At 62.5% G+C, this 22116-nt stretch carries 25 protein-coding genes; 7 read left to right on the top strand and 18 right to left on the bottom strand.

Annotation, left to right across the window (positions count from 1 at the left end; genetic code table 11):
- The first annotated feature begins 297 nt into the window (after positions 1-297).
- The 5 genes from O0880_RS06855 (at position 298) to O0880_RS06835 (ending at position 3083) form a co-directional block, all read left to right on the top strand.
- Positions 298-867 carry an RNA polymerase sigma factor gene (locus O0880_RS06855; RefSeq protein WP_071322770.1) on the top strand — a complete coding sequence of 190 codons (570 nt, stop codon included), beginning with the start codon at positions 298-300 and terminating at the stop codon, positions 865-867.
- On the top strand, positions 864-1268 hold the full coding sequence (locus O0880_RS06850; RefSeq protein WP_071322769.1) for a DUF3619 family protein: 405 nt from the start codon (positions 864-866) through the stop codon (positions 1266-1268). Before O0880_RS06855 ends, O0880_RS06850 begins: the two co-directional genes overlap by 4 nt.
- 2 nt (positions 1269-1270) lie before the next feature.
- Positions 1271-2065 (top strand): DUF3106 domain-containing protein, encoded by a 795-nt coding sequence (locus O0880_RS06845; protein WP_289885731.1) that lies wholly within the window; start codon positions 1271-1273, stop codon positions 2063-2065.
- Positions 2055-2591: an RDD family protein gene (locus O0880_RS06840; RefSeq protein ID WP_289885730.1), complete on the top strand. Its 537-nt coding sequence runs from the start codon at positions 2055-2057 to the stop codon at positions 2589-2591. Before O0880_RS06845 ends, O0880_RS06840 begins: the two co-directional genes overlap by 11 nt.
- Positions 2592-2654: 63 nt before the next feature.
- Positions 2655-3083, top strand: coding sequence for a group III truncated hemoglobin (locus tag O0880_RS06835; protein WP_289885729.1), 429 nt, complete (start codon positions 2655-2657; stop codon positions 3081-3083).
- Here the strand turns inward: O0880_RS06835 and O0880_RS06830 are convergent.
- The 15 genes from O0880_RS06830 to O0880_RS06760 all read right to left on the bottom strand — a co-directional run bounded on the left by O0880_RS06830 (position 3080) and on the right by O0880_RS06760 (position 15011).
- Positions 3080-3838: an rRNA pseudouridine synthase gene (locus O0880_RS06830; RefSeq protein WP_289885727.1), complete on the bottom strand. Its 759-nt coding sequence runs from the start codon at positions 3836-3838 to the stop codon at positions 3080-3082. The two genes, O0880_RS06835 and O0880_RS06830, sit on opposite strands and share 4 nt — an antisense overlap.
- Positions 3839-4029: 191 nt before the next feature.
- Positions 4030-4944, bottom strand: a complete 915-nt coding sequence (locus O0880_RS06825; protein WP_289885725.1) for an SAM-dependent methyltransferase — start codon at positions 4942-4944, stop codon at positions 4030-4032.
- Positions 4931-5125 (bottom strand): Fe-S cluster assembly protein IscX, encoded by a 195-nt coding sequence (iscX, locus tag O0880_RS06820; protein ID WP_071322763.1) that lies wholly within the window; start codon positions 5123-5125, stop codon positions 4931-4933. The genes O0880_RS06825 and iscX overlap by 14 nt, the downstream gene beginning before the upstream one ends.
- 1 nt (position 5126) lies before the next feature.
- Complete coding sequence (gene fdx, locus O0880_RS06815; protein WP_034750070.1) at positions 5127-5468, bottom strand: ISC system 2Fe-2S type ferredoxin; 342 nt, start codon at positions 5466-5468, stop codon at positions 5127-5129.
- A 195-nt stretch (positions 5469-5663) separates the two neighbouring features.
- Positions 5664-7544, bottom strand: a complete 1881-nt coding sequence (hscA, locus tag O0880_RS06810) for a Fe-S protein assembly chaperone HscA (protein ID WP_071322762.1) — start codon at positions 7542-7544, stop codon at positions 5664-5666.
- 108 nt (positions 7545-7652) lie between these two features.
- Positions 7653-8168 (bottom strand): Fe-S protein assembly co-chaperone HscB, encoded by a 516-nt coding sequence (gene hscB, locus O0880_RS06805; RefSeq protein WP_071322761.1) that lies wholly within the window; start codon positions 8166-8168, stop codon positions 7653-7655.
- A gap of 67 nt (positions 8169-8235) precedes the next feature.
- Complete coding sequence (gene iscA, locus O0880_RS06800; protein WP_071322760.1) at positions 8236-8556, bottom strand: iron-sulfur cluster assembly protein IscA; 321 nt, start codon at positions 8554-8556, stop codon at positions 8236-8238.
- Between the two features lie 51 nt (positions 8557-8607).
- Positions 8608-8997: a Fe-S cluster assembly scaffold IscU gene (gene iscU / locus O0880_RS06795; protein ID WP_038493869.1), complete on the bottom strand. Its 390-nt coding sequence runs from the start codon at positions 8995-8997 to the stop codon at positions 8608-8610.
- A gap of 52 nt (positions 8998-9049) precedes the next feature.
- Positions 9050-10276 (bottom strand): IscS subfamily cysteine desulfurase, encoded by a 1227-nt coding sequence (locus O0880_RS06790; RefSeq protein ID WP_289887308.1) that lies wholly within the window; start codon positions 10274-10276, stop codon positions 9050-9052.
- 72 nt (positions 10277-10348) lie between these two features.
- Positions 10349-10825: a Fe-S cluster assembly transcriptional regulator IscR gene (gene iscR / locus O0880_RS06785; RefSeq protein WP_065310626.1), complete on the bottom strand. Its 477-nt coding sequence runs from the start codon at positions 10823-10825 to the stop codon at positions 10349-10351.
- Positions 10826-11156: 331 nt separating this feature from the next.
- Positions 11157-11708: an NADAR family protein gene (locus O0880_RS06780; protein ID WP_071322758.1), complete on the bottom strand. Its 552-nt coding sequence runs from the start codon at positions 11706-11708 to the stop codon at positions 11157-11159.
- 38 nt (positions 11709-11746) lie between these two features.
- Complete coding sequence (locus tag O0880_RS06775; RefSeq protein ID WP_071322757.1) at positions 11747-12526, bottom strand: uracil-DNA glycosylase; 780 nt, start codon at positions 12524-12526, stop codon at positions 11747-11749.
- 202 nt (positions 12527-12728) lie between these two features.
- Positions 12729-13379 carry a maleylacetoacetate isomerase gene (gene maiA / locus O0880_RS06770; RefSeq protein WP_071322756.1) on the bottom strand — a complete coding sequence of 217 codons (651 nt, stop codon included), beginning with the start codon at positions 13377-13379 and terminating at the stop codon, positions 12729-12731.
- A gap of 14 nt (positions 13380-13393) precedes the next feature.
- Positions 13394-14422, bottom strand: a complete 1029-nt coding sequence (locus O0880_RS06765) for a fumarylacetoacetate hydrolase family protein (RefSeq protein WP_289885714.1) — start codon at positions 14420-14422, stop codon at positions 13394-13396.
- A gap of 55 nt (positions 14423-14477) precedes the next feature.
- Positions 14478-15011: a VOC family protein gene (locus tag O0880_RS06760; RefSeq protein ID WP_289885713.1), complete on the bottom strand. Its 534-nt coding sequence runs from the start codon at positions 15009-15011 to the stop codon at positions 14478-14480.
- 125 nt (positions 15012-15136) lie between these two features.
- Here O0880_RS06760 and O0880_RS06755 point away from each other — a divergent pair, with 125 nt between their 5' ends.
- On the top strand, positions 15137-16102 hold the full coding sequence (locus O0880_RS06755) for a LysR family transcriptional regulator (protein WP_289885712.1): 966 nt from the start codon (positions 15137-15139) through the stop codon (positions 16100-16102).
- Between the two features lie 62 nt (positions 16103-16164).
- Positions 16165-16755 carry a gamma-glutamylcyclotransferase gene (locus O0880_RS06750; protein ID WP_289887307.1) on the top strand — a complete coding sequence of 197 codons (591 nt, stop codon included), beginning with the start codon at positions 16165-16167 and terminating at the stop codon, positions 16753-16755.
- 1076 nt (positions 16756-17831) lie between these two features.
- Here O0880_RS06750 and O0880_RS06745 read toward each other — a convergent pair.
- The 3 genes from O0880_RS06745 to O0880_RS06735 form a co-directional block, all read right to left on the bottom strand.
- The gene (locus O0880_RS06745; protein ID WP_289887306.1) at positions 17832-18974 is read right to left on the bottom strand and encodes a PA0069 family radical SAM protein; all 1143 of its coding nucleotides are present in this window, start codon (positions 18972-18974) and stop codon (positions 17832-17834) included.
- A gap of 128 nt (positions 18975-19102) precedes the next feature.
- Entirely contained in the window at positions 19103-19903 is an 801-nt protein-coding gene (locus O0880_RS06740) for a DTW domain-containing protein (RefSeq protein WP_289885711.1), read from the bottom strand.
- Positions 19904-20177: 274 nt separating this feature from the next.
- Positions 20178-21953, bottom strand: a complete 1776-nt coding sequence (locus O0880_RS06735) for a methyl-accepting chemotaxis protein (RefSeq protein ID WP_289885710.1) — start codon at positions 21951-21953, stop codon at positions 20178-20180.
- Positions 21954-22116 lie beyond the last annotated feature (163 nt).

The following is a 22116-nucleotide window of genomic DNA, read 5'->3' as shown; positions in this document are numbered from 1 at the left end:
TGTGGCGCGGGTTAGAACAAACTGCCTACAAATGAAAGCGCGTCGTGCCGCGGATGGCGTTGTGTGCCGGTCGCGACCTGACCATAGAGCTTTGGGGTGTTCAAAGCGTCCCATACGTTATCGCGTTGCACCATTATGGTCAAGGAAAATGTCGGCCTCGCTGCCTTTTTGCTCACACGACGTGCAAAAACCCTGCGGAAACGCACATTTTTTGCTAGCATGCGCTCAGTTTGCAAAAAGCATACCAGCCTCCCTTCAGCCCACAGCCCACGCAGCCGCTAGCTCGCCCCATACCGCATGGCAACAGACAAAGAATTATCCGACTTTCTAGAAAATGTCGAGCGGCGCGCTTTCAAGCAGGCCGCCTACGCGGTCCGCAAGGAAGAATCAGCCCTCGACATCGTGCAGGATGCGATGATCAAGCTGGCCGAGAAATACGGCGACAAGCCGGCCGCCGAACTGCCGATGCTGTTCCAGCGCATCTTGCAGAACACCATCCTCGATTATTTCCGCCGCGAAAAGGTGCGCAACACCTGGGTCAGCCTGTTTTCCGGCATGAAGTCTTCGGGCGACGAGCATGATGATTTTGATATACTTGATACTTATGAATCGGAACAGGGCTCCAGCGCCGCCGAATCCTCGGCCGACCAGGTCGAACGCGCGCAAATCCTTGATTTGATTGATGCAGAGGTACAAAAACTGCCCGCACGTCAACGCGAAGCCTTCCTCATGCGTTATTGGCAGGACATGGATGTGGCTGAAACAGCGGAAGCGATGGGTTGCTCCGAAGGTAGCGTGAAAACACATTGCTCTAGAGCTACCCACACGCTCGCCGAATCGCTGAAAGCCAAGGGAATAAAATTATGAACACCGACGATCTCAATTTCGCTTACAAAGTGCGCCATGCACTGAACGAAAAACTCGACGACCTGCCCGCATCGGCCACCGATCGCCTGGCAGCGGCACGCAAGCTGGCCCTGTCGCGCAAGAAGGCGGACGCGCCCGCCGCCGTCACCGCGCGCCAGAACGTGTTCGCCGGCATCGCCAGCAGCCTGTTCGTCGAGCCGCTGTCGTGGCTGGGCCGCATGAGCGTCATCATCCCCCTGCTGCTGCTTGTCGGCGGCCTGGCCGGCATTTACCAGTTTGAGCAGGAACAACATGTTGCCGAATTGGCAGAAATCGATGCGGCCGTGCTGTCGGACGAATTGCCGCTGTCGGCGTATATGGACCATGGCTTCAATGCCTACCTGACGAAACGCGAGCAATAAGCATGGCACGCATCAGCGTACGCAACGGCTGGATCGCCGCTGGCATCGGCCTGGGCGCCTGCGCCCTGGCCGGCGCTTCCTGGGTTGGTGCGCAGCAACATGCGGCGCCGCCCGCAGCCCCCGTCGTCGCCGCACCGGCAGCCAAGGCGGGCGACCCTGCCGCCAAGCCGGCCGCGCCACGCGCCGGCAGCAAGGCTGGCGCACCGCAGAGCACCGACAAACTGCAGTGGAACAGGCTGTCGCGCGCGCAGCAGGAAGCCTTGCAGCCGCTGGCCGGCGAATGGAACAAGCTCGACGCATTGCGCCGCCAGAAATGGCTGGACATCGCCAACCGCTACGCCTCGATGAAGCCGGACGAACAGGCGCGCGTGCACGAGCGCATGCGCGAGTGGATCAAGCTGACGCCCGAGCAGCGCCGACTCGTGCGTGAAAATTACACGCGCACCAAGAAAATTGATCCAGGTCAAAAGTCCGCACAGTGGGAGCAATACCAGCAGTTGCCGGAAGATCAAAAGAAAAAACTGGCGGCCGAACCCGTGCCGAAAAAGCCGCTGGGCAAAGTCCCCGCGCTCAATTCGACTACCACCAAGCCGGCCGTGATCATGGCGCCCGCCACGCCCGTGACCGTCGCGCCGCCAGCACCGGCGGCGCCGGCAAGCGTGGCGCCCGCATTGCCGGCGGCGGCATTGCCCGCCACTGCGCCAGCCGCGCTGCCGCCTGCCGCCAGCCCGCCACCGAACGCCGTGCCCGTCACGCCACCCACCACGCCCGCCCCACTGCCAACCAATGCCAAATAGCACGCCTGCTGCCAGCACCACTTCCCTCCCGAGTATCAAGCGCCGCCTGATTTCCATGGTGTATGAGTCGCTGCTGGCCCTGGCCGTGCTGTTTCTGCCATTCCTCGTGTTCGAACTGGCCGTGCAGGGCGCGCACACGCCGTTGACGGAACACATGCGCCAATGCCTGGCCTTCCTCGTCATGGGCGCGTATTTCATCCACCAGTGGAGCCGCGAAGGGCAGACGCTGGCCATGAAGACGTGGCGCCTGAAAGTGGTGCTGCCGGGCCACGCCCATGTGCCGCTGCGCGTGGCCGCCTGCCGCTACCTGCTGGCCTGGATGTGGCTGCTGCCGGCGCTCGTGGTGTCGTATGCGCTGGACTTGCAGCACTGGGCGGCCCTGGGCGCCATCGGCATCGGCATGCTGGCCTGGTCGGCCACGGCCCTGTTCACGGGCAACGGCCAGTTCCTGCACGACAAGCTGCTCGGCACGCAGATCGTGCAATTGCCGGCGCCAGCGAAGAAGTCGAAGAAAGTCGCCGCCTGAGTTTTCAGGCGGCTTGACCTGGGTCATTGAAGCGCCACAGGGGCTCTGCGATCATGGCATGCCATGAATAATACAGCCCCCCTCCCCCACACCCGTTTTGCCAAATACCGCGCGGAAGTCTGCAGCGAAGACGAAGTCAAGCAGCTCGTGCATACCTTTTATGCGGCCGCGCGCGATGACGCCATGCTCGGCCCCATCTTTGCCGCCGAGGTCAAGGATTGGGACGCCCACCTGGCCACCCTCGTTGATTTCTGGTCCGGACTGCTGCGCGGCACCATGCGCTACCACGGCAAGCCGCTGGCCCAGCACGCGCAGATGGAACACCTGACGCCATGCATGTTCCGCCGCTGGCTGACCTTGTTCTTTGCCACCACGGAAGCCATGGGCAACCCGGCCCTGCAAGAGAAGGCCGACACCATCGCCTTGAATATTGCCGAACGGCTATGGAAAAGTTTTGCGGAAAGCCACGCCATCACGGCGCCGCAGCTTTAGAAGCGTTCGTAGCCCTGCAGATAGCGCCATTGCCCGGCAGGCATGGCGCCCATCGAAATGCGGCCGATGCGCAAGCGCTTCATGGCCACCACGTCCAGGCCCACCATCTTGCACATGTGGGCGATCTGGCCTGGCTGCACGTTTTTCAGGGCGAAACGCAAGCGCGTCTCGTTTTGCCAGCTGACCTTGATCGGCGGCAAAGGCTTGCCATTGAAGGGCAAGCCATGGTTCAGCAGCGCCAGGCCGTTTTCCATGATGTCGCCGGCCACTTCCACGATGAATTCCTGCTCCACCGTTTTCGCTTCGTCGACCAGCTTGCGGGCGACGCGGAAATCCTGCGTGAACACCAGCAGGCCGGAAGCCATGGTTTCCAGCGGGTTGGTGATGGTCAGGCCGATCAGGTGGCGCTTCAGGAAGCGCGTGACGGAGCTGGGCGCAACGTTCTCGGGCGTGAAAATCTCTTCGGGACGCAGGCAGCTCAGGGCCGGCTTGCCTTCCGCGCCCACGCCGCCATTGATGCCGGCCGGCTTGTGCAGCAAGATCGTCACGGGCGGCATTTCTTCCAGGGTGGCGTTCGGCAGCAGCACCACGGTCTGGTTGTCGGCCACGCGCGCGCCCGCCTCTTCCACCAGCACGCCGTCGACCGTCACCCAGCCGCCCTCGATATACAGCTCGGCCTCGCGGCGCGAACAGGGCACGTCTTCAGACAGGCGCTTGGCCAGGCGGACGGTGGGCATTGCAATTGGTGTGGTCATGGGGGGATGCGCAAAAAGCAAGAGGAGGAGAAAGCCGGTATTGTAACCGACTCGCTCCTCCCCTTTTACGACTTGCGCTGATGACCGTCGGCTTACGCTGCTGATTGTCGGATTACGCTGCGCTAATCCGATCTACCCGACCATGTGCGGCGCTGTAGGTTGGCTTGGCGGCTTGCCGCGTAAGCCAACAATCAGGCTTGCGCCTTCGCCAGTTCCTCGGCAAAGAAACGGTGGCCCATCTCTTCCAGGCCCAGGGTCTGCAGCACTTCCTGCAGGCGCTCGGTCGGACGCTGGCGCGGCAGGTTCTTGTAGCTGGCGATGATCAGTTCATTCTTCATCGAATGCTCCCAGCCCACCAGCTCCGTCACGCTGACCTGGTAGCCATGGGCTTCCAGCTGCAGGCAGCGCAGCACGTTGGTGATCTGGCTGCCGAACTCGCGCGTATGCAGCGGATGGCGCCACAGTTCCGTCAAGACATTCTTGCCCAGGCTCTTGCCCTTGTTCTTCTTCAAGACGGAAGCCACTTCGGCCTGGCAACATGGCACCAGCACCATGAATTTCGCCTTTTTCTTCAGGGCAAAGTGAATCGCGTCATCGGTGGCCGTGTTGCACGCATGCAGGGCCGTGACGATGTCGATCTGCTTGGGCAGCAGCTTCGATTCCGTCGATTCGGCCACGGAAAGGGGCAGGAAGGACATGCCGGGGAACTTGAATTTCTTCGCCAATTCCTGCGAGCGCTGCACCAGCTCTTCGCGCGTCTCGATGCCGTAGATGTGCGAACCGTCGTTGCCATTCTTGAAGAACAGGTCGTACAGGATGAAGCCCAGGTAGGACTTGCCGGCGCCATGGTCGACCAGCGACACGCCGGGATGGTCGAGCTGCACTTCGCGCAGCAGCGGCTCGATGAACTGCGTCAGGTGGTACACCTGCTTGAGCTTGCGGCGGCTGTCCTGGTTCATCTTGCCGTCGCGCGTCAGGATGTGCAATTCCTGCAGCAAGGCGACCGACTGGCCATCCTTGATCTCGGGCATGTTGCTGGCGGCCGTGATGATGTCTTTCGGCGCAGGAACCGCGGCGGCGGGCGCCGCGTCCTTAGCGCGCTTCATCGATCCACGCCATCTGTATCGCCTCGAGCACCTTTTCGCCGCCGCGCGTGTGGTCATCGTCGAAGCCGTCCAGCTCCACCACCCAGTTATGCAGGTCGGTGAAACGCACGGTCAGGGGATCGATGTCCGGATGCGCGTCGTACAGCGCCTCGGCGATCACGTGAATGTCGGACCATTTCATGTTAGTGGCTGCCTTCGCTGACCTGGTTGATCGTGTATTTCGGAATTTCGACGACGAGGTCGGCCTCGGCCACGATGGACTGGCACGACAGGCGCGACACGGCTTCCAGGCCCCAGGCCTTGTCCAGCATGTCTTCTTCCAGTTCCGTCGCCTCGTTCAGCGATTCGATGCCCTCGCGCACCAGCACGTGGCAAGTGGTGCAGGCACACGATTTTTCGCAGGCGTGCTCGATGTCGATGTCGTTTTCCAGCAGGATGTCGCAGATGGACTTGCCGGCAGGGGCTTCGATGACGGCGCCGTCCGGGCAAAGCTTGGCGTGCGGCAGAATGACGATTTGGGGCATATTACCTCTACAATTTCAATGATTTGGGGCGCTGCCGCAGCAATGGCACACGGCGCGCATGTCAACACTATTACAACACCTGACAAAACCGTAGCGAGCGGCAGTGATTTGTGGCCGAGAAGCGCAACCGTACTCCAGTACGGTGAGCATCGCCGGCCGCAAAGCGCGACGCGCAGCAGGTTTGGTCAGGTGTCCTCACACGACCTGGTCGAGCGATTTACCGGTCAGGGCCGTGCGCACGCTGCGGTCCATGCGGCGCGAGGCGAAATCCTCGGTGCCGTCGGCCAGCGCCTCGATCGCCAGCTTCAAGGCCTGGTGGTCGATGGCGCCGCTTTGCGACTGGGCAATGGCGTCGCGCACCTGCTGCATCAGGCCGTCGACGGCGGACCGTTCGGCGGCGTCCAGCAAGCCGCCGTCCTCGTCCAGCGCCGACTGCGTGGCCAGCACGATGCGTTCCGCTTCCACCTGCTCTTCGCGCAGGGCGCGCGCCACCATGTCGACGTCGGCCGAGGTGTAGGAATCCTGCAGCATGCGCGCGATGTCGTCGTCGCCCAGGCCGTAGGCCGGCTTGACGCTGATCGACGCTTCCACGCCCGAGCGCAGTTCGCGCGCCGAGACGGACAGCAAGCCGTCCGCATCGACTTGATACGTGATGCGGATGCGCGCGGCGCCCGCCACCATCGGCGGAATGCCGCGCAGTTCAAAGCGCGCCAGCGAACGGCAGTCGCTGACCAGTTCGCGCTCGCCCTGCAGCACGTGCACGGCCAGCGCCGTCTGGCCATCCTTGAAGGTCGTGAATTCCTGCGCACGCGCGCATGGGATCGTCGAATTGCGCGGGATGATCTTTTCCACCAGGCCGCCCATGGTTTCGATGCCCAGCGACAGCGGGATCACGTCCAGCAGCAGCCAGTCGTCGCCGGCGGCGCGGTTGCCCGCCAGCAAGTTGGCCTGGATGGCGGCGCCCAGCGCCACCACTTTGTCCGGGTCGATGTTCGCGTGCGGCGTCGTGTGGAAGAATTCGCTGACGGCGCGCTGCACGTGGGGCATGCGCGTGGCGCCGCCCACCATCACCACGCCGTCGACGTCGTCCGCATCCACGTTCGCGTCGCGCAAGGCCTTCTTGATGGCGTTCATGGTCTTGCCCACCAGGTGCTGCGTCATGGCGGCAAAATCGGCCGCCGTGATGCGCAGGTGGATTTCCTCGCCCGAGTTCAGGGCCGCGTCGATCAGCGTTTCCGGCTTGCTCGACAGCAATTCCTTGATTTCGCGCGCCTTGACCATCAGGATGGCCGTGTCTTCGTCCGACAGCGGCGCCAGCTTGGCCTGCTCGCTGATCCAGCAGAACAGGCGGCGGTCGAAATCGTCGCCGCCCAGGGCCGAGTCGCCGCCCGTGGACAGCACTTCGAAGACGCCCTTGCTCAGTTTCAGGATCGAGATGTCGAAAGTGCCGCCGCCGAGGTCGTACACGGCGTACACGCCTTCGGAAGCGTTATCGAGACCATACGCGATGGCGGCGGCCGTCGGCTCGCTCAAGAGGCGCAGCACATTGATGCCGGCCAATTGGGCCGCATCTTTCGTGGCCTGGCGCTGGGCATCGTCGAAATACGCCGGTACGGTAATGACGGCGCCCACCAGGTCGTCGCCCAGGGAATCTTCCGCGCGCTGGCGCAGGGTGGCGAGGATTTGCGCCGACACCTCGACCGGGCTTTTCACGCCGGCCACGGTTTTCAGCTGCACCATGCCAGGCGTGTCCTGGAAGTCGTAGGGCAGGTTTTCCGCGTAGGCGATATCGGCCAGGCCGCGGCCCATGAAGCGCTTCACGGAGACGATGGTGTTTTTCGGGTCGGTGGTTTGCGCGGCCAGGGCCTTGTAGCCGATGTTCGCATGGCCGTTCGGCAGGTAGCGCACGACGGATGGCAGCAGCGAGTGCCCTTCTTCATCGTTGAGCACCTCGGGAATGCTGTTGCGGACCGTCGCGACCAGGGAATTGGTGGTGCCAAGATCGATGCCGACGGCCAGGCGGTGCTGGTGCGGCGCGGTCGACATGCCTGGTTCGGAAATTTGCAGAAGTGCCATTGTATTCGTGCCTCGATTAATTTTGTGCGTAGTGCAGCTGATGCATGGCGTGCATTATAAGACGCGCGCCAGACTGGCGCTTGGCACGCAGGTCAAGCTATCGGCCGGTCAGGCCTCGATGGCCTCATAGGCAAAACGGACTTCCTCGCCGAATTTGTCGAGGAACATCAGGGCGCGCACGCTTTGCGCCGCGTTCACATAGTCGCCACCGTCGAGCTGGGCCGCCACCTGGGCCAGCAGGGCCTTGCGTTCGCCGCGCAGCTGGCGGTCCAGCGCGTCGAGCGCGTCGGCATCCTTGCCGGCGCGCGCGTCGCCCAGTTCCTCGCGCCATTCCATCTGCTGCATCAGGAAGCTGACCGGCATGGCCGTGTTCGACTCCGTCTGCAAATCGACGCCATTGAGTTCGCACAGATACTGCGCGCGTTTTTGCGGGCTTTTCAGGGTCTGGTAGGCTTCATTGGCGCGTGTCGCCCACTGCATGGCGACGCGCTTTTCGGCGCTGCTGGCATTGATGAAACGGTCGGGATGGACCTTGCCCTGCACGTCGCGGTAGGCCGCGTCGAGCGCGGGCATGTCGAGCGCGAACTGGGCCGGCAACTGGAATAATTCGAAGTGGTTTTGCATAGTCTGTCGGTGGTCGCTGTACCTCAATCGATGGGTACAGCGCACCGACCGGGGTGATACTTGCGTCTTAGATGCGGAAACTTTCGCCGCAGCCGCAGGCGTCTTTTTCGTTCGGATTGTGGAACTTGAAGCCTTCGTTCAAGCCTTCGCGCGCGAAATCGAGTTCCGTGCCGTCGATGTACGGCAGGCTTTTCGGGTCGACGAAGACTTTCACGCCGTGCGATTCGAAGACGCTGTCTTCCGCAGCCGCTTCATCGACGTATTCCAGCTTGTAGGCCAGGCCCGAGCAGCCCGTGGTACGCACGCCAAAGCGCAGGCCCACGCCCTTGCCGCGCCGTTCGATATAACGGTTGATGTGCTTCGCCGCTTTTTCGGTCAGTGTGATCATGTATTTCTCCGCAACTGCCCCGGCCTTGCGGCTGGGGCGGGCTGCCAACGTTTAAGCTGCTGCCGGGTGACGGGTCTTGTAGTCAAGCACTGCCGCCTTGATGGCGTCTTCCGCCAGAATCGAGCAGTGGATTTTCACTGGCGGCAGGGCCAGCTCTTCCGCGATCTGCGTATTCTTGATCGACAAGGCTTGATCCAGCGTCTTGCCCTTGACCCATTCGGTCACCAGCGAGCTCGAGGCGATGGCCGAACCGCAGCCGTAGGTCTTGAATTTCGCATCTTCGATCAGGCCGTCGGCGCCGACCTTGATCTGCAGTTTCATGACGTCGCCGCAAGCGGGCGCGCCCACCATGCCGGTGCCGATGGTTTCATCACCCTTGTCGAAAGCGCCCACGTTGCGCGGGTTTTCGTAGTGATCGAGTACTTTGTCCGAGTAAGCCATTTTGATGCTCCTTAAATATTCTTGCCGGCCCCGATTGAGGCCAGGGTGTTGGTTAGTGGGCAGCCCATTGGATCGAGTTGATATCGATACCTTCCTTGAACATGTCCCACAGCGGCGACAGGTCGCGCAGCTTGTGCACTTTCGATTTCAGCAGGTTGACGGCGAAGTCGATGTCTTCCTCGGTCGAGAAACGGCCGATGGTGAAGCGGATCGAGCTGTGCGCCAGTTCGTCGCTGCGGCCCAGGGCGCGCAGCACGTACGATGGCTCCAGGCTGGCCGAGGTGCAGGCCGAACCGGACGACACGGCGATATCCTTGATCGCCATGATCAGCGACTCGCCTTCGACATAGTTGAAGCTGACGTTCAGGTTATGCGGCACGCGGTGATCCATGTCGCCGTTGATGTAGACTTCTTCGATCTCCTGCAAGCCTTTCGCCAGGCGGTCGCGCAGGGCCTGGATGCGGCCGATTTCGCTGTCCATTTCTTCCTTGGCGATGCGGAACGCTTCGCCCATGCCGACGATCTGGTGCGTCGGCAGGGTGCCCGAACGCAGGCCGCGCTCGTGGCCGCCGCCGTGCATCTGCGCTTCCAGGCGCACGCGCGGCTTGCGGCAGACGTACAGTGCGCCCACGCCTTTCGGGCCGTAGGTCTTGTGCGCCGTGAAGGTCATCAGGTCGACCTTGGTTTTTTGCAGGTCGATGACGACCTTGCCCGTTGCCTGCGCGGCGTCGCAATGGAAGATGATGCCTTTCGAGCGGCAGAATACGCCGATCTCGTCGATAGGCTGGATCACGCCGATTTCGTTGTTCACCAGCATGACCGACACGAGGATGGTGTCCGGGCGCACGGCCGCGGCCAGCTGCTCGACGGTGATCAGGCCATTGTCCTGCGGTTCCAGGTAGGTGGCTTCAAAGCCGATGCGTTCCAGTTCGCGCACCGTGTCCAGCACCGATTTGTGCTCGGTCTTGACGGTGATGATGTGCTTGCCCTTGGTCTTGTAGAACTGTGCCGCGCCCTTGATGGCCAGGTTGTTGCTTTCCGTTGCGCCGGAAGTCCAGATGATTTCGCGCGGATCGGCGTTCACCAGTGCCGCCACGTGGCCGCGTGCCTCTTCCACGGCTTTTTCCGCCGTCCAGCCATACATGTGGCTGCGCGACGCCGGATTGCCGAACTGCTCGCGCAGGTAAGGAATCATCTTGTCGGCGACGCGTGGATCGATCGGCGTGGTGGCCGAGTAATCCATGTAGATCGGGAAATGCGGTGCGGTTTCAAAGTGCACTTGGCCTACGTTTTTTTCAGGGGCGTTCATCAATAACTCCAATGCAATCAGCAACTTAGTATTTTGTATTTATCAACCGAGGGCGGCGTGGTTACGGTGCATCACCATCACGCTTTGCTCGGCATTCTTTTGTCTCTGCTGGTCGACCAGGTCCTGCAGCGACACAGAATCCAGATAATCGACCATTTTTTCGTTGAGTGTGGACCACAATTCATGCGTCATGCAGCGCGCTCCCGTGGCCGCGTCGGCGCCATGGCAATGTTCCTTGCCGCCGCACTGCGTCGCATCCAGCGGTTCGTCGACGGCGATGATGATGTCGGCCACCGTCACCTTGTCGGCGCGGCGCGCCAGGCTGTAGCCGCCGCCGGGACCACGGATCGATTCGACGATCTCATGCCGGCGCAGCTTGCCGAACAGCTGTTCCAGGTAGGACAGGGAAATCGACTGGCGCTGGCTGATGCCGGACAAGGTGACCGGGCCCTTGCCCTGGCGCAGGGCAAGATCGATCATCGCTGTCACGGCAAAACGGCCTTTTGTAGTCAGACGCATACATCCTCGGTTCAACTAGTTTAAAATATTGCGGTTTTTCAACTTCCCTAACCCCGAGTAGTTGAATGATTTAGTCAAGTATAACAAATTCGGCGGGGTTTGTCAGAGCGCCCCTCGATGACCACAGGGCTGGCAGGGGCATGGCAGGCCGCGCCAGGCGCGGCGGCATCAGGAAAACAACAATCGGAAAATCGCCGGCGTCACGGCACCGGGCAAAACCGTCGCGGGCGGAAGGGAACGGCGGCCAAGAAGCGCAGGCCAGCACGGGCGCCGACGTGGCGGGCATCGCCGGCCACCCATGCCGACGCGCAGCAGGTTTGGCCAGGCGTCATCAGCCGCGCAGGGCGGCGCGCACTTTCATCAGTTCGAAACCCAGCAGGTTCAAGCCGTCCCAGCGGGACGGATCGGCGATGCGCGGATTGTCCGCCGCCAGGCCCACGCCCCAGATGCGGTCGACGGGGCTGGCTTCGACGATGATGCGCTCGCCCGTGCCCAGCAAAAACTTGCGCAAGGCGGGCTTTTGCGAGAATTTGGCAAAATTGCCATCGAAGACGATGCCGGCGCGCGCCGCCTCCCACACCTTGGCGTCGAAATTGGCCACCTCGCGCCCCAGCTTTTTCACTTCCGATGGCCGCCCGGCCGCCACGATGCGCGCCTGCACGGCCGTATCGCCGAACAGGGCCGCCTTTTGCGCCATCATGTAATGCTCGGCCGTCGCATACGTCACGCCCGCCAGACTGAACGGCGAGGGAAACCACTGGCTGAAACAGCTTTTATCGGCCACCTGCGGCTGCGCCGGCGTGTGGCCCCAGAAATACAGATAGTCGGGCACGCCGCCGGCGCCTATCCATGCCTTCAATTCTTCAACGTTACTAATTTGCATATTCCCCGGACTTCCGCCAGACAGGCGCCAATTCAAGCTCAAGCACGCAATAGCTGCATCGGGCCAAACAGGGCCTGCATTTCGCCATTGCCGATAAAGGACAGATTATACGGATGTTCGGCCGTCACCTGCGGCAAGGATGCGGCCACCGGCAGGCGCTTGACGAGTTCGGCAATCTTGCCCCACAGCACCAGCTGCGGCAGATCCGCCCCACCCTGCCGCGCCAGCGCCTCGAGCACTACCTGCAGGAAGGGCAGCCAGCCGCGCGCATCCTGCACGGGCGGCACGTGGGCGCGGAACACGAGCGCCGCGTTGAGCAGCAAAAAGCCCTGCTCCGTCATCTTGCGCTGCAGGTCGGGCAAGGTCTGGATCACGCCGCTGCCGGGCAGCAGCGCGGCGGCGGCCACGGGCGCCATGGCGACGCCGGACGTGTCGCCGCCCTGCAGCTGGCCATCGGCCACCAGCAGCATCTTCATGAAGTTGCGCAGCGAGGTGGCGCGGTTGACGGGCTTCGACAGGCCCGTGGCCGACCACAGGCTGCCGACGGCGCCATCCATGAAACACACGCCCGTGGCGCTCTCGGCGCGCGGATATGGCCCCTCGCCCACCAGCACATGGCGCACCTGCGCCAGCGGCAGGGCAAAGGCGGCGAACAGCCGGCCCTGCGTGGGCAGGTAATCGTCGACGGCCAGCGCCGGCAGGTAGGCGGGATCGGCCGCCATCACGGCGTGCAGGCCGCGCAGCAGGATGGGGCGCCAGGAAGCATGCGCCAGGGACAGGGCGTCGGCGATGCTGGCGGGGAGTGTGGGAACGGTCATGGAACTCGTAGTCGATTGCGCAAACGCAAATTGTAGCGCACCGCCAGGCCAACCTTGACGAAAACACAAAGTTACGCCCATGAAGCATGTCACTCGGAGAATAAAAAAGTCCCGGCCTGTTGCCGGGCCGGGACTTGCTTTCGCTTGCGCTTGCTTTGAATCAAGCCCATGGTTCAAAGGGCGGCACCCCGCCTGCTCGACGCTATTCGGCGTCCGGCTGCTGCGACGGATGGGCGGCGGCAAACGCGGGCAAGCCGCTGCAGTGCGCGTGGATGCGCGCCACGCGCGGGTATGGCGCCAGGTCGATGCCGAAGCGCTGCGCATTGAACACTTGCGGCACCAGGCAACAGTCGGCGATGCTGGCGGCGTCGCCATGGCAGAACAGCTTCGTTCCGGCCGCATCGCCCTGGACCAGCAGCGCTTCCACGGCCGCCAGTCCCTCGGCCATCCAGTGGCGGTACCATTCCTGCTTGGCTTCCTCGGACAGGCCCAGCGTATTTTTCAGGTATTTCAGGACCCGCAGATTCGTCAGCGGATGCGCGTCGCAGGCGATCGCCAGCGCCAGCGCGCGCACGCGGGCCCGCCCAGGCGCATCCGCCGGCAGCAGCGGCACGCCAGGGCGCGTTTCATCGAGGTATTCGAGGATCGCCAGCGACTGCGTCAGGATGGCGCCATCGTCGTCGAGCGCCGGCACCAGCGCCGACGGATTGACGGCGCGGTAGGCCGGCAGCAGCTGCTGGCCGCCATCGCGCAGCAGGTGCACGGGGATGCTGTCATAGGCCACGCCCTTCAGGTTCAGGGCGATGCGCACGCGATAGGCGGCCGAACTGCGAAAATAGGTGTACAGCTTCATGGGACGCCCTCCCCTCAGGCGCGCGCGGCACCGGCGTACAGGGCCACGGTCTGCTCGATGCTGCCGAAGATGCTGGCGCCGGCCGCGTCGCGCATCTCGATGCGCACCGTGTCGCCGAATTGCAGGTAGGCCGTCTTCGGCGCGCCATGTTCGATGGTTTCATACATGCGCACCTCGGCCAGGCAGCAGTAGCCCACGCCGCCGTTGTCGATGCTGGAACCGAACAGGCCGCCCTGCTTGTTCGACACGGTGCCCGAGCCAACGATGCTGCCGGCGCCCAGTTCGCGCGTTTTGGCCGCATGCGCCACCAGCTGCGCAAAGTTGAACGTCATGTCTTCGCCCGCATTCGGCTTGCCGAAGGGCTTGTCATTGAGGTCCACCAGCAGCGGCAGGTGCAGCTTGCTGTCAGCCCAGTCGGCGCCCAGTTCGTCCGGCGTGACGGCGACCGGCGAAAACGCGCTGGCCGCCTTCGACTGGAAGAAGCCGAAACCTTTCGCCAGTTCGCCCGGAATCAGGTTGCGCAGCGAAACGTCGTTGACCAGCATCACCAGGCGGATGGCTTTCGCCGCCTCCGCCACGCCGGCGCCCATGGCGACGTCGCCCGTGACGACGGCCACTTCCGCCTCCAGGTCGATACCCCACTCTTCCGACAGGGCGAAGATCGGGTCGCGCGGACCGATGAAACTGTCCGAGCCGCCCTGGTACATCAGCGGATCCGTGTAGAACGAGGCCGGCACTTCCGCGTTGCGCGCCTTGCGCACCAGCTCCACATGGTTGATGTAGGCCGAACCGTCGGCCCACTGGTAGGCGCGCGGCAGCGGCGAGTGGCATAGCGTTGCGTCAAACGGCTGGGCGTCCGGCGCCTGGCCCGCGTTCAGGGCGGCGTAAGCCTGTTCCAGCCGGGGCGCGACGGCGTCCCAGTTGTCGAGCGCCGCCTGCAGGGTCGGCGCGATGGCGGCCACGCGCTGGTACTGGCGCAGGTCGCGGCTGACGAGGATCAGGGCGCCGTCGCGGCTGCCGTTTTTCAGGGTTGCGAGTTTCATGGTTTTCCTTGTGTGGCGTAGTGTTCAGGTGTCGCATGGAGCAGGTTGGCGGCGCTCAGGCGTCGGCCGGCGCGTGCATCCAGGCGGCGTGCTTGGGCGCGCGGCGCGTCTGCGACCATTCTTCCAGCATTTCCCATTTGACGGCGTCCAGTTTGGCCATCATCTCGGGCGTGCCCACATTGGCCGCCAGCTCCAGGCGGTGGCCGTTCGGGTCGAAAAAGTAGATCGACTGGAAGATGGCGTGGTTGACGGGACCCAGCACTTCCACGCCGCCGGCCACCAGGCGCTCCTTGGCGGCCAGCAGTTCGTCCATGCTGGCCACTTCCAGAGCCAGGTGCTGCACCCAGGCCGGCGTATTGCGGTCGCGGTCCATCGGCGGCTGCGTCGGCAATTCAAAGAAGGCCAGCACATTGCCCTGGCCGGCGTCGAGGAAGACGTGCATGTACGGGTCCGGCGCCTTGGTCGACGGCACCAGGTCTTCCGCGATGGCGAGGACGAAATTCATGTTCAAATGCTTGACGTACCACTCGACGGTTTTCTTCGCGTCGATGCAGCGGTAGGCGACGTGGTGGATTTGCTTGATCTTCATGCGGTCTGTCTCCAATGGATGCGCGCGCGGCGCGATGGCTGGCGGTTTTTTCAGTTTTCACCATTAGAATCGAGTTCCAGCTATCATACAAACAATATTTAACCATTGATTTATCGGATTATCTTATGAGCCCCAGCCTGCGACAGATGCGCGCTTTCGTCGCGCTCGCCAAGACCGGCAGCTTCACCCTGGCCGCCGAATACCTGCACGTGACGCAGTCCGCCCTGAGCGGCTTGATCAAGGAACTCGAAAGCGTGCTGGGCGTGCGCGTCGTCGAGCGCAGCACGCGCAGGACGCAGCTGTCGGAAATCGGCCGCGAGCTGTATCCGCTGTTTGAAAAGATGATCGAAGATCTCGACGGCGCCATGGCCGGCATCGCCCAGCGCAAGGCCCTGAAGACGGGCATGGTGCGCATCGCCGCGCCGCAGATGATGGCCTGCACCCTGCTGCCGGAAGTGATCGCCGCCTACCGCGAGGCGCACCCCGACGTGCAGCTGCGCCTGGTCGACTGTCCGGTGGAGAATGTGTCGGCGCGCGTCTTCAGCGGCGAAGTCGATTTCGGCATCGGCCCCGAACGCGACCCGACGGCGGAAATCGGCGCCCAAGTGCTGTTCGAGATGCCCTTCGTGCTGGTTTTCCCCGAGCAGCACCCGCTGCAGCAGAAAGAGCGGGTCACCTGGGCCGATGTGGGCGACTACCCGTTCATCTCGCTGCAGGGCCAGTTCACGGAGCGCCTGCTGCGCGACATGCACGGCAGCTTCCGCGACCTGTCGCTCAATCCCTACAACGAAGTGACCTTCATGACGACGGCGCTGGCCATGGTCAGCGCCAACCTGGGCATCACGGTCTGCCTGCCGTACGCGGAACCGATGGTCAAGCTGTACAAACTGCACATGCGCGCGCTGCACGAGCCGGAACTGACGCGGCGCTTTTTCGTGTACACGAAGACGGGACGTTCGCTGTCGCCGGCGGCCGAAAGCTTCATGGCCTTCCTGTTCCAGTTCGTCGAGACGCACGAGTGGAATGTGGGAGCGAACGGCGGCGCACGCGACGCCCTGCCTGCGGGCGGCGCGGCCGGCGCACCTTTATAATCCACCATCGCCCTCTCACCGCTTACGCCATGACCCAGCCTGCGCACAACGACCTGTCGCCCATCGACGCCGCCACCATCGCCATCAACCAGCGCATGAACACCTTCGACGGCCACGCACAAGTCTGGCTGTTCGGCTATGGCTCGCTGATCTACAAGGCCGATTTCCCCTACCTCGAGCGGCGTCCCGCCAGCATCAAGGGCTGGACGCGGCGCTTCTGGCAAGGTTCGCACGACCACCGCGGCACGCCGATGGCGCCGGGCCGGGTCGCCACCATCGTGCCGCAGGCGGGCGCCGTGTGCGACGGCATGGCTTACCTGATCACGCCCGAAGTCTTCGCCCACCTCGACCACCGCGAAAAGAACGGCTATTTGCGCCTGGCCACCGAGATCACCTTCGACGATGGCAGCAAGGTCGACGGCCTCGTCTACATCGCCAATGAAGAAAACGCCGCCTTCCTGGGCGCCGCGCCCGAACTCGACATCGCGCGCCAGATCGCCCGTTCGGCCGGCCCCAGCGGCCCGAACAGCGACTACCTGCTGCACCTGGCCAGCGCCCTGCGCGAACTGGGCAAGAGCGACCCGCACGTCTTCGCCATCGAGCAGCATTTGGCGCAGATCAAGGACGGCACGGCAGACAGTGCCGGGAACTGAAACAACAAAACCAGGGGCAGTCATCTGATACAGCTAACGCGCCATCATAGCCAAACGGGCTGCTAAACGGAAAACTGGAGCCTGCCGCCAGGGAATTCTCCAAAGATGATCCGGAACAACACACGAGGCACGTGGCCAGATAGCCTTCGACACCACGCTGCAAATACTGACGGCTGCCCTCAAAAGCGGCGACCTGCCCTAGGTCCTGGAAGACGCGATCGCGCAGCACGTGGCCGTCGCTCATATGATCACCATGCTGGCAGACTGCTGCACCGCCACTCCTGCCTGCCGCCTGTACTACCTAGCCACCGGCAATCGATGCTTGCGCTATCGGATCCAAAGATCGAAATTCAGCAGCACGATTCCTACGCCGAAATAAAATTCCAATATTTATCAAGCCTTCACTATTGAGCTACTTTTGTTGCAGAAGCCCTAAGTCTCATCGTTTTATTTATATACAAGCTGTCCTGCATATTAATGAATGTTAAGGTGGCAACTCCCTCAGCCATCATGCTCACTTATGAAACCTATTTATGTTGCTCTTATGTTTTTGGGTCTGACTGGTTGCGCAACATCGGAGAAATTTTCTGCAAAGATGGACGGATTCATCGGTCAGCCTGAGATATCCGTGATATCGACGTATGGTATACCCCAAAGCAATTACACTCTACAAGATGGATCACGTGTTATTCAATACACCCGTGGATCAGATATTATGCTGCCTGGCGCCATCACGGTGCAGCCGGTAACAACTAATACAAGCGGAAATCTAACGCTCAATCAAGGCATCCGACAAACAACTGGAAACTACGCACAACAATCCACGACCTATGTTCAGAGCCAAGGGCCAGCAAGCAATATTTCTTTTTCGTGCACGGTAATGTTCACACTAGATGCGAATGGGATCGTAAGGCGTTGGAGTGCAAAGGGGAACCATTGCATCTCCCAATAATCATGATCAAACAATGTCGAAATGTAGTTAACCCATGACAAAAAAATGCCGCCAATTACCACTCAAGCGATGCGTTTTCTGATCTTCTCATAATTGTTACCATCCAGTTCTATATTGATTTTCCCTAAAACAAATCCAGCTGCCCCGCATTGCTCCCTTTCGCCTTGGCGCCCAGCGGCGGCACCACCAGCGGACGGCGGAACTGGGTGCAGTCAAGCTGCTTGAAACGGCCTCCCCTGCCATGCAGACCCAGGCGGTGCACGGCCTTCTCGAAGCGCTGGCGGATGAGGTCGGCCCATACGCCCTCGCCCTGCATGCGCGTGCCGAAGGCGCTGTCGTAATCCTTGCCACCACGCATTTCGCGCACCCTATTCATCACGCGCTGGGCCCGTTCCGGGAAGTGCGCTTCCAGCCATTGCTGAAACAGGGGACTCACTTCCCACGGCAGGCGCAGCACGACGTAATGGGCGTGGATGGCGCCCGAGTCGCGCACGGCTTCGAGCAATTGCTCGATTTCCGGTTCCGTCACGAAAGGAATGATGGGGGCGATGCTGACGCCCACGGGAATGCCCGCGTCCGTCAAGGTGCGGATCGTGCGCAGGCGCCGCGCGGGAGCGGCAGCGCGCGGTTCCAGCGTGCGCGCGATGGCCGGGTCGAGCGTGGTGACGGTGACTGCCACGGCAGCCAGGCGCTTGGCCGCCATCGGCGCCAGCAAGTCGATGTCGCGCTCGATCAGCGAGGATTTGGTGATCAGCGCCACCGGATGCTCGCATTCGTGCAGCACTTCCAGCACGCGCCGCGTCAGTTGCCGCTCGCGCTCGCACGGCTGGTAGGCATCCGTGTTCACGCCCAGCGCGATCGGCTCCGGCACATAGGACGGCCTGGCCAGTTCGCGCCGCAGCAATTCCGGCGCATTCACCTTGGCATAGATGCGGCTTTCGAAGTCGAGGCCCGGCGACAGGCCCAGGTAGCTGTGCGTGGGACGGGCAAAGCAATAGATGCAACCATGCTCACAGCCCCGGTACGGGTTCAGGGACACATTGAACGGCAAGTCGGGCGAAGCGTTGCGCGTGAGGATGGTGCGCGCCTGCTCGTCGCTGACCTGCGTCTTCCATGGCGCGACGCCCTCCCCTTCAGCGTCCGCGTCCGCGCCAGCCACGCCCCAGCCGTCATCGAAGCCGTCGCGCGCATGCACTTCGTAGCGTCCTTGCAAATTTGATACGGCGCCACGCCCCTTCAGGGCTTTCAGCGACTGGGGCGGCAACATGGCTTGCCCGGCGAAACTGTCATCATGCTGTGGAATGATTGCTTTCATGAACGGCCCCATCAACTGTATATACGTACAGTATACTATGCCGCTCGCGGGGCAAGATCAAGGGCTGCCGTGATGCTCTTTCAAGCTTTTTCACCGTGCGGTATGACATAACTCAACTGCTGCGCGACAAAACCGTCAAATGCCGTGATCAAAGGAACAAAACGCGGCGCGTCCTGCTCTAACTGCATCAGGGCATAGCAAGTCGCTTCCAGGGTCGACAACTGGTCTGGTGCGTGCGCCTTGCGGATCAGGTAGTGGGAGGCTGGCGTATCGCGCAACGGCAGGCGCGGCATTTGTTGCAACAGGGGATTCAGGTACAGCATCTTGCGGCTCTTGCGCCATGTGCCATCGAGCACCACCAGCCGCAGCTGTGACGGGTCCAGCAAGGTAGCCGGATCCAGTGCGGGCGGCGGTGCGATGCCCAGCGAACGGTCGCCGGGCGTGTCTGGATACAGCAATACGTTTTGTTTGCCAGCCAGCAATGTGGCGAGAGTGCCGGGGGCGAACTGCTCTCCGGTCAGCAGGCGGCTGTTGGGCAGGCTCAGGTGCAGCAGGCGGGCGCTGCCCTTGGCATTGTGTACCTCCAGCGGGTGCTGGAGAATCAGCACGTCCACCGCGTGGGCAACGGGGGAAGTCCAGCGGCAGATACAGCTGGCTGCGGCGCGCAGGCAGACCGGACAGCGTGCGCGTTTGGCTGGGTCGGTTTGCCTGGTGGCGTCAGCTGGCCTGGTGACGTCAGCTGGTCTGGCAGCTTGCGTCGGGGATGGCGCCACGGCTTGCGCCAGGGGGGGCGCCAGTTTGCTGACGTCCGCTGGTTTGGCGGCGCCCACTTGCGTGGCGGCCGGCGTCTGGGAGGATGGATGGTTGCTGCTGGTGGTCATGGCGGAGCACGTTCGCGGGGTTCTTCAAGCCGCGATTGTAGCGCCCACGCCATGCCGGCGGAAATCTTGGCGCGAGGTACAGTTTAAAACAACTGTAAAACAACTGCTAACCAAACGACTGCTAACAAGCACTGGCAACAAGCACTGCCAGCAACTGCTAGCAACCGCTGGAAACTGCCAGCAGGCGATGCACGCCAACTCGATTCAAGCCAACGGCTTAGCACCGCCTAAAACACTTAAACACTTAAAACAACACTTAAACACTCAAAACCGCTTAAAACTCTTCCCACTCGTCGGCGCCCGAAGCGACCGGCGCGCGCGGGGTGCTGGTGCGCGCCGCGTCCGGCCTTGCTGCCTTTGCCGGGCCGCCAGCGGAGTGGGCGACGAAACTGGCGGCGGAGCCCGCGGCGCCACCGGTCACGGCCCGCCGCGCGGCGGACTTGACGGCAGGCCTGGCAACAGGCTTGGCGGCAGGACGGGCGGACACGCTCGCCGACACATATTGCTGCGTAGCATCGAGCTTGAACAAGCCCACCACGTCGGCCAGCTTGGCGGCCTGCTCCTGCATGGATTCGGCCGCCGCGGCCGCCTGCTCCACCAGCGCCGCGTTCTGCTGCGTCACCTGGTCCATCTGGCCGATGGCCTGGTTGACTTGTTCGATGCCGGCGCGCTGCTCGTCGCTGGCGTCCGTGATCTGGTTCATGATTTGCGTCACATGGCTGATGCTTTGCACGATTTCATCCATCGTGCGGCCCGCCTTGTCCACCAGTTGCGAACCAGCCTCGACCTTTTGCACGGAATCGTCGATCAAGCCCTTGATTTCCTTGGCCGCCGCCGCCGAGCGCTGCGCCAAGTTGCGCACTTCGCTGGCCACCACGGCAAAGCCCCGGCCCTGCTCGCCGGCCCTGGCAGCTTCGACGGCCGCGTTCAGGGCCAGGATATTCGTCTGGAAGGCGATGGCGTCGATGACGCTGATGATGTCGACGATCTTGCGCGAGGAATCATTGATCGAGCCCATGGTGCTGACCACTTCCGACACCACCACGCCGCCCTTGCTGGCGATTTGCGAGGCGTCGATGGCCAGCTGGTTGGCGCTGCGCGCATTGTCGGCATTGAGTTTCACGGTCGAGGTCAGCTCTTCCATGGACGAGGCCGTCTCTTCCAGCGAGCTGGCCTGCTCTTCCGTGCGCGAAGACAGGTCGAGGTTGCCGGCGGCGATTTCGCTCGACGCCGTGCTGATGGAATCCGTGCCGGCGCGCACCTGGCCGACGATGCCGACCAGCTTGTCATTCATGTTCTTCAGCGCATGCATCAATTGCCCTGTCTCGTCGCGGCTTTCCACCACGATATGGCTGGTCAGGTCGCCGGCCGAGACGGCTTCAGCCACTTCCACGGCGCGCGTGATGGGGCGCGTGATCGAGCGCGTAATCCAGTAGGCGCAGGCGATGCCCAGCAGGATGGCGGCCACGCCAAGCGAGATCAGCAGCATGCGGCCGTTTTCATAGCGCGAGCGGATCTGCGCGGCCGTTTCGTCGAGCAATTTGGCTTCCAGCACTTCCAGTTTCTTCAGCGACGCCAGGTAAATGTCGCGCTTGACGGCCATGTCGCCTTCGTACAGGCGCTTGCCCAGCTCCAGGTCGCCTGCGTTCTTGGCCTTGAACACGTCCTTGCGCACTTCCGTGTATGCCTTGCGCGTACTCAACACTTCCTGGTACAGCGCCTGCTCTTCGGCGCTCAGCTGGCTCTTGCCGATATCGTTCTGGATTTCCGTGGCGCGCGCGGACGAAGCTGCCATTTCCTTCTCGAACTGTTTCTGGTGCTCGGGGTCGCTGACCTTCCAGGCGGCGGCCGTGCGCGCCGCATTGACCTCGATGACCTTGGTCCACTCGCCGATCAGGCGCTCGTTGCGCACCTTCACGTTGACCAGCTGATCGGTTTCCTTGCTGGCGCTTTGCATCTGCACGATGCCCACCACGGTCAAGGAAGTCAGCAGCAGCAATACGGCGGCAAAGCCACCACCGAGACGCACGCCAATCTTGAGGTTTTTCATTGCGAGATTCCTATCTGAAAGAACAATGCACGGATGCCGCCGGTCAGATACCGCTACAACTCACTATAGCAAGCATTTGCCGCCAGACAATCGCGAATGGGACTGGGGGACGCAGTTCTGCCCGGCGCCATGGCGCCGCACACGCACTACTTTGGTGCTGATT

The sequence above is a fragment of the Janthinobacterium sp. SUN118 genome (assembly GCF_030397695.1).
Lineage (GTDB): Bacteria > Pseudomonadota > Gammaproteobacteria > Burkholderiales > Burkholderiaceae_D > Janthinobacterium.
This window is presented reverse-complemented; position numbering and strand designations above follow the sequence as displayed.

Coding starts and splice junctions, on each gene's coding strand:
- O0880_RS06855 (WP_071322770.1), top strand. CDS start 298: ATGGCAACAGACAAAGAATTATCCGACTTTCTAGAAAATGTCGAGCGG.
- O0880_RS06850 (WP_071322769.1), top strand. CDS start 864: ATGAACACCGACGATCTCAATTTCGCTTACAAAGTGCGCCATGCACTG.
- O0880_RS06845 (WP_289885731.1), top strand. CDS start 1,271: ATGGCACGCATCAGCGTACGCAACGGCTGGATCGCCGCTGGCATCGGC.
- O0880_RS06840 (WP_289885730.1), top strand. CDS start 2,055: ATGCCAAATAGCACGCCTGCTGCCAGCACCACTTCCCTCCCGAGTATC.
- O0880_RS06835 (WP_289885729.1), top strand. CDS start 2,655: ATGAATAATACAGCCCCCCTCCCCCACACCCGTTTTGCCAAATACCGC.
- O0880_RS06830 (WP_289885727.1), bottom strand. CDS start 3,838: ATGACCACACCAATTGCAATGCCCACCGTCCGCCTGGCCAAGCGCCTG.
- O0880_RS06825 (WP_289885725.1), bottom strand. CDS start 4,944: ATGAAGCGCGCTAAGGACGCGGCGCCCGCCGCCGCGGTTCCTGCGCCG.
- iscX (WP_071322763.1), bottom strand. CDS start 5,125: ATGAAATGGTCCGACATTCACGTGATCGCCGAGGCGCTGTACGACGCG.
- fdx (WP_034750070.1), bottom strand. CDS start 5,468: ATGCCCCAAATCGTCATTCTGCCGCACGCCAAGCTTTGCCCGGACGGC.
- hscA (WP_071322762.1), bottom strand. CDS start 7,544: ATGGCACTTCTGCAAATTTCCGAACCAGGCATGTCGACCGCGCCGCAC.
- hscB (WP_071322761.1), bottom strand. CDS start 8,168: ATGCAAAACCACTTCGAATTATTCCAGTTGCCGGCCCAGTTCGCGCTC.
- iscA (WP_071322760.1), bottom strand. CDS start 8,556: ATGATCACACTGACCGAAAAAGCGGCGAAGCACATCAACCGTTATATC.
- iscU (WP_038493869.1), bottom strand. CDS start 8,997: ATGGCTTACTCGGACAAAGTACTCGATCACTACGAAAACCCGCGCAAC.
- iscR (WP_065310626.1), bottom strand. CDS start 10,825: ATGCGTCTGACTACAAAAGGCCGTTTTGCCGTGACAGCGATGATCGAT.
- O0880_RS06780 (WP_071322758.1), bottom strand. CDS start 11,708: ATGCAAATTAGTAACGTTGAAGAATTGAAGGCATGGATAGGCGCCGGC.
- O0880_RS06775 (WP_071322757.1), bottom strand. CDS start 12,526: ATGACCGTTCCCACACTCCCCGCCAGCATCGCCGACGCCCTGTCCCTG.
- maiA (WP_071322756.1), bottom strand. CDS start 13,379: ATGAAGCTGTACACCTATTTTCGCAGTTCGGCCGCCTATCGCGTGCGC.
- O0880_RS06765 (WP_289885714.1), bottom strand. CDS start 14,422: ATGAAACTCGCAACCCTGAAAAACGGCAGCCGCGACGGCGCCCTGATC.
- O0880_RS06760 (WP_289885713.1), bottom strand. CDS start 15,011: ATGAAGATCAAGCAAATCCACCACGTCGCCTACCGCTGCATCGACGCG.
- O0880_RS06755 (WP_289885712.1), top strand. CDS start 15,137: ATGAGCCCCAGCCTGCGACAGATGCGCGCTTTCGTCGCGCTCGCCAAG.
- O0880_RS06745 (WP_289887306.1), bottom strand. CDS start 18,974: ATGTTGCCGCCCCAGTCGCTGAAAGCCCTGAAGGGGCGTGGCGCCGTA.
- O0880_RS06740 (WP_289885711.1), bottom strand. CDS start 19,903: ATGACCACCAGCAGCAACCATCCATCCTCCCAGACGCCGGCCGCCACG.
- O0880_RS06735 (WP_289885710.1), bottom strand. CDS start 21,953: ATGAAAAACCTCAAGATTGGCGTGCGTCTCGGTGGTGGCTTTGCCGCC.